Origin of the sequence: Arthrobacter sp. 2YAF22_2, from assembly GCF_052114645.1 — a bacterium.
GTDB lineage: Bacteria > Actinomycetota > Actinomycetes > Actinomycetales > Micrococcaceae > Arthrobacter.
Genome location: NZ_JBFRFD010000338.1, coordinates 1 through 4,094, shown reverse-complemented (window position 1 = coordinate 4,094; position 4,094 = coordinate 1). Strand labels below are relative to the sequence as shown.

The window sequence follows — 4,094 nt, the reverse complement described above, 5'->3', positions numbered from 1 at the left end:
GCCTGGGTCACGGCAAGCACCGTCACCGCCTGAGAAGCGAAACGCCAACCACAAACCAAAGGAGAACACGATGGGCCTGATCAGCTCACTGAAGAAAGCATTCGGCAAGCCCTACAAGACCGTCACAGTCGCGGAAGCAAAGGAACTGCTGGCCGCAGGGGCCGCCTTGATCGACGTGCGGTCCACCCAGGAATGGCGCTCCGGCCACGCACCGCAAGCCAAGCACTTCCCGCTCGACAAACTTCAGGCCGGCGCACCCGGGATCTACAAAACCCGGCCCGTGATCGCGATGTGCCAATCAGGGGTTCGCTCTGCCTCGGCCGCCAGAATCCTCGCCGCACAAGGGTATGAGAGCTATTCCCTGCGGGGCGGCATGGGCGCCTGGCGCCAGGCCGGCGAGCCCGTCCGCTAATAACAACCAAACCCGCTCGAAGGAGAAACCATGGCTGAAATCACCGTCAACGAAGCTGATCAGCGCCGTTCCACTGCCCTGATCCTGGACGTCCGGGAGGACTTTGAAATTGCCGAAGCGATGATCCCCGGAGCGCTGCACATCCCGATGGGCCAACTGCAGGCCCGACTTTCAGAGCTGGACCCCGCCGCACCGGTAATTGCAGTTTGCCGCAGCGGGAACCGCTCCGCCCGCGTCGCCGATGCCCTCAACCGCGCCGGCTTCACCGCCGATACCATGACCGGCGGCATGACCGCCTGGACCCACGCGGGACTCCCCACCACCTGACCGGACGGCTGGCTCCGGCCTCGCAAAGTCCGGGGGTAACCCAGCATTGCTGCATACCCCCATGGGTATTAGAATTAATGCAAGAACAACACCGCACATCCCTCGTGAAGGAGAGCACCAGATGCTTATCGAACGCATTTACGACGAAGACCTCGCCCAGGCCAGCTACCTGATCGGCTGCCAGGCCAAGGGTGAGGCAGTAGTGGTTGACGGCCGCCGCGACATCGCGGTGTACCAGGAACTGGCCCAAAAGAACGGCATGAAGATCGTCGCCGTCACCGAGACCCACATTCACGCCGATTATCTGTCCGGTACCCGCGAACTGGCCGCCGCGACCGGCGCCAAGATCTACGTTTCCGGCGAGGGCGGCCCGGACTGGCAGTACGGGTTCGACGGCGAACGGCTCTACGACGGCGACACCATCACCTTGGGCAACGTCAGCATCCAGGCGGTTCATACCCCGGGCCATACCCCAGAACACCTGTCCTTCCTGGTCACCGACGGCGCCTTCAGCGACCAGCCCGGTTATCTGCTGTCGGGTGACTTCGTCTTCTCCGGCGACCTGGGCCGGCCGGATCTCCTGGACGAGGCAGCAGGGGGCATCGACACCCGGTTCGTCGGAGCGAAGCAACTGTTCGTTAGCCTGCGTGAAAAGTTCCTGACCCTCCCGGACTATGTCCAGGTTCACCCCGCCCACGGCGCCGGCAGCGCCTGCGGCAAGGCCCTTGGCGCCATCCCGTCTTCCACGGTCGGCTACGAACGCCTCTACGCCTGGTGGGGGCCATACCTGGCCGCCAACGACGAGCAGGGCTTCATCGACGAACTCCTGGACGGCCAGCCCGACGCCCACGCCTACTTCGGCCGGATGAAGCGCGAAAACCGTGAAGGCCCCGTCATCATGGGCGAGCGCAGCCCGCTGCCCGAACTGGACCAGGCCGGCGTTGCGAAGGACCTCGCCGAGGACAACGTCACCTTCATCGACACCCGCCCCAACGGCGAAGTCCACCAAGGCACCGTTCCCCGCTCCCTGAACGTCCCGGCTGGCAAATCCGTCGCCAGCTACGGCGCCTGGGTGGTCAACCCGGAAACCGACAAGAACCCGCTGGTGCTCCTGGCCGCCGACCAGCATCAAGCCCAGGACATGTGGGACCACCTGGTCCGGGTCGGCATCGACAATGTCGCCGGCTACGTCACCAGCATCGAAGGGCTGCCCGTCTCCACCCCGAGGCTCGTCCAGCCGGCTGACCTCGCCGGTTTCGATGCGGCCATGGTTCTGGACGTCCGCAACCGGACCGAGCACACCGCCGGGCACGTCCCCGGGTCCCACCAGCTCAGTGGCGGCCGCGTCATGTGGCACCTGGACGAACTGCCCGCGCACGGCACCATCGTGACTTATTGCCAGAGCGGTGTCCGGAACTCCGTGGCCGCCAGTGCGCTGCGTCGGGCCGGGTACGACGTCGTCGAACTGGACGGCAGCTACGCCGCCTGGAGCGCATGGCAGCAGGCCCAGGAATCCGTATCAAGTAACTAAACCAAAGCAGCACGTCCCCTGACGGACAGTGGCGGCGGCACGGTAGACCCGGCCGCCGCCAATGCCCTGCCGCGTCCCGTGCTGACAGCTGGAGTGTATCCGTGAGATCAGACCCCACCGCTTCACCACGGCGCCCCGGTCCAACGGATGCCATCAGGCTTGGCCTGCGCCAGAACCTGGCGCAATTCATCCTCCTAGTTGCCGTCAACGCCCTCGTCGGGGGAACGCTCGGCCAGGAGCGCATGGTGCTGCCGCTGCTGGCCGAAAAAGTCTTCCACCTGGACCGGTACTCCTCGGCCCTGACCTACATTGTGGCGTTCGGACTGGCCAAGGCTGCCACCAACTACTTCGCCGGATCCCTCTCGGACCGCTACGGCCGCAAGCCGGTACTCGTCGCCGGCTGGCTTATCGCCATTCCAGTTCCCGTGCTCTTGATCTTCGGTCCTTCCTGGGGTTGGATCGTCGCAGCCAACGTGGTGCTCGGCATCAGCCAGGGCCTGACCTGGTCCACCACTGTGATGATGAAAATGGACCTCGTCGGCCCCGAACGCCGGGGCCTGGCCATGGGGCTGAATGAAGCAGCCGGTTACCTCGGCGTGGCGGGCACCGCGCTGGCCACCGGCTACATCGCGTCCACCTACGGGCTGCGTCCGGGTCCGTTCCTGCTGGGTGCGGCCTTCATCGCCGTCGGACTCGGCCTGTCCGTGCTGTCCGTCCGCGAGACACGCCACCACGCCCGGGCGGAGGCAGCTGTGCACGTCCCGGTCCACGCCGGGAGCCACGCCGGGCTGAGCAGCAGTGCCGTCTTCGTCCTGACCAGTTTCCGGGACAGGTCCTTGTCCTCGGTCAGCCTGGCCGGGCTGGTGAACAACCTCAATGACGGCCTCGCCTGGGGGCTCTTTCCGGTCCTGTTCGCCGGGGCAGGGCTCAGCATCGAACGCATCGGCCTCCTCGCCGCCGTCTACCCGGCAGTGTGGGGCGCCGGGCAACTGGTCACCGGTGCCCTGTCGGACCGGATCGGCCGCAAACCACTGATCGCCGGAGGCATGTTCGTCCAGGCGGCAGCTCTGGTGATGGTGGCCGTCGGAATTGACTTTGGAACCTGGCTTGCCGCCGTGGTCCTGCTGGGCGCCGGCACCGGCATGGTCTACCCCACGCTGCTAGCAGCGATCGGCGACGTCGCCCACCCCGAGTGGCGGGCCAGGTCCGTGGGCGTCTACCGGCTGTGGCGCGACGGCGGGTTCGCCGTGGGCGCGCTGCTCTCCGGAGTCCTCGCCGACGCCTACGGCATCCCCGCCGCGGTCGCCGCCGTCGCTGCCCTGACTGGGCTCTCGGGCATCATCGTTGCTGTGCGCATGCGAAGCAGCGACCACCGCGGCCAGGAATGACCGGGGACGCACTTAGCAGGACGGATGATTGGGTTGTCCAAACCGCCCTGTGCCACCGGTGGGACTGGTTGCTCACCGTGACAGCAATGCAGCGGGAACAGCTGCGGGCGCCCGCACCGCGGATTGCCCCAGGGTCTGGGCGACGGTACGGACCGACGTCGTTCCATTGGCCGTTCGCGCCGCGAGCCAGGTGACGAAGCTGTCGAACAGCGCGGGGCTGACCGTCAGGGTCGGATCGGTACCGACGGCGATGTGGTGGAAGGTCAACTGGAGCCAGCCGCCGGTTGCTTCGGCGTTGGTCACCAAGTCCTGGAGGTTCTTGAGGGTCCAGGTGCTGTCGGCTTCGTCCGGCGCCTTGGTGACCATGGGGTTGCTCGGCGGTAGGGCCTCCGCGAAGGGGCATCCCGCGCAGCTGGCGGGCGAGGTAATGTCACCC

At 66.4% G+C, this 4,094-nt stretch carries 4 protein-coding genes and 1 pseudogene; 4 read left to right on the top strand and 1 reads right to left on the bottom strand.

All coding sequences use genetic code 11. From position 1 onward, the window contains the following. Window positions 1–70: 70 nt before the first annotated feature. From AB4Y86_RS13520 to AB4Y86_RS13505, 4 genes are all read left to right on the top strand, one after another. Window positions 71–412, top strand: coding sequence for a rhodanese-like domain-containing protein (locus AB4Y86_RS13520; protein ID WP_441402728.1), 342 nt, complete (start codon window positions 71–73; stop codon window positions 410–412). Between the two features lie 30 nt (window positions 413–442). Then, window positions 443–739 (top strand): rhodanese-like domain-containing protein, encoded by a 297-nt coding sequence (locus AB4Y86_RS13515; protein ID WP_441402726.1) that lies wholly within the window; start codon window positions 443–445, stop codon window positions 737–739. 121 nt (window positions 740–860) lie between these two features. Further along, the gene (locus AB4Y86_RS13510; protein ID WP_441402725.1) at window positions 861–2,270 is read left to right on the top strand and encodes an MBL fold metallo-hydrolase; all 1,410 of its coding nucleotides are present in this window, start codon (window positions 861–863) and stop codon (window positions 2,268–2,270) included. Between the two features lie 188 nt (window positions 2,271–2,458). Then, window positions 2,459–3,658: an MFS transporter gene (locus AB4Y86_RS13505; RefSeq protein WP_441402727.1), complete on the top strand. Its 1,200-nt coding sequence runs from the start codon at window positions 2,459–2,461 to the stop codon at window positions 3,656–3,658. Window positions 3,659–3,730: 72 nt separating this feature from the next. Here AB4Y86_RS13505 and AB4Y86_RS13500 read toward each other — a convergent pair. After that, window positions 3,731–4,094, bottom strand: a pseudogene (locus tag AB4Y86_RS13500) (polysaccharide deacetylase family protein); the annotation flags it as partial.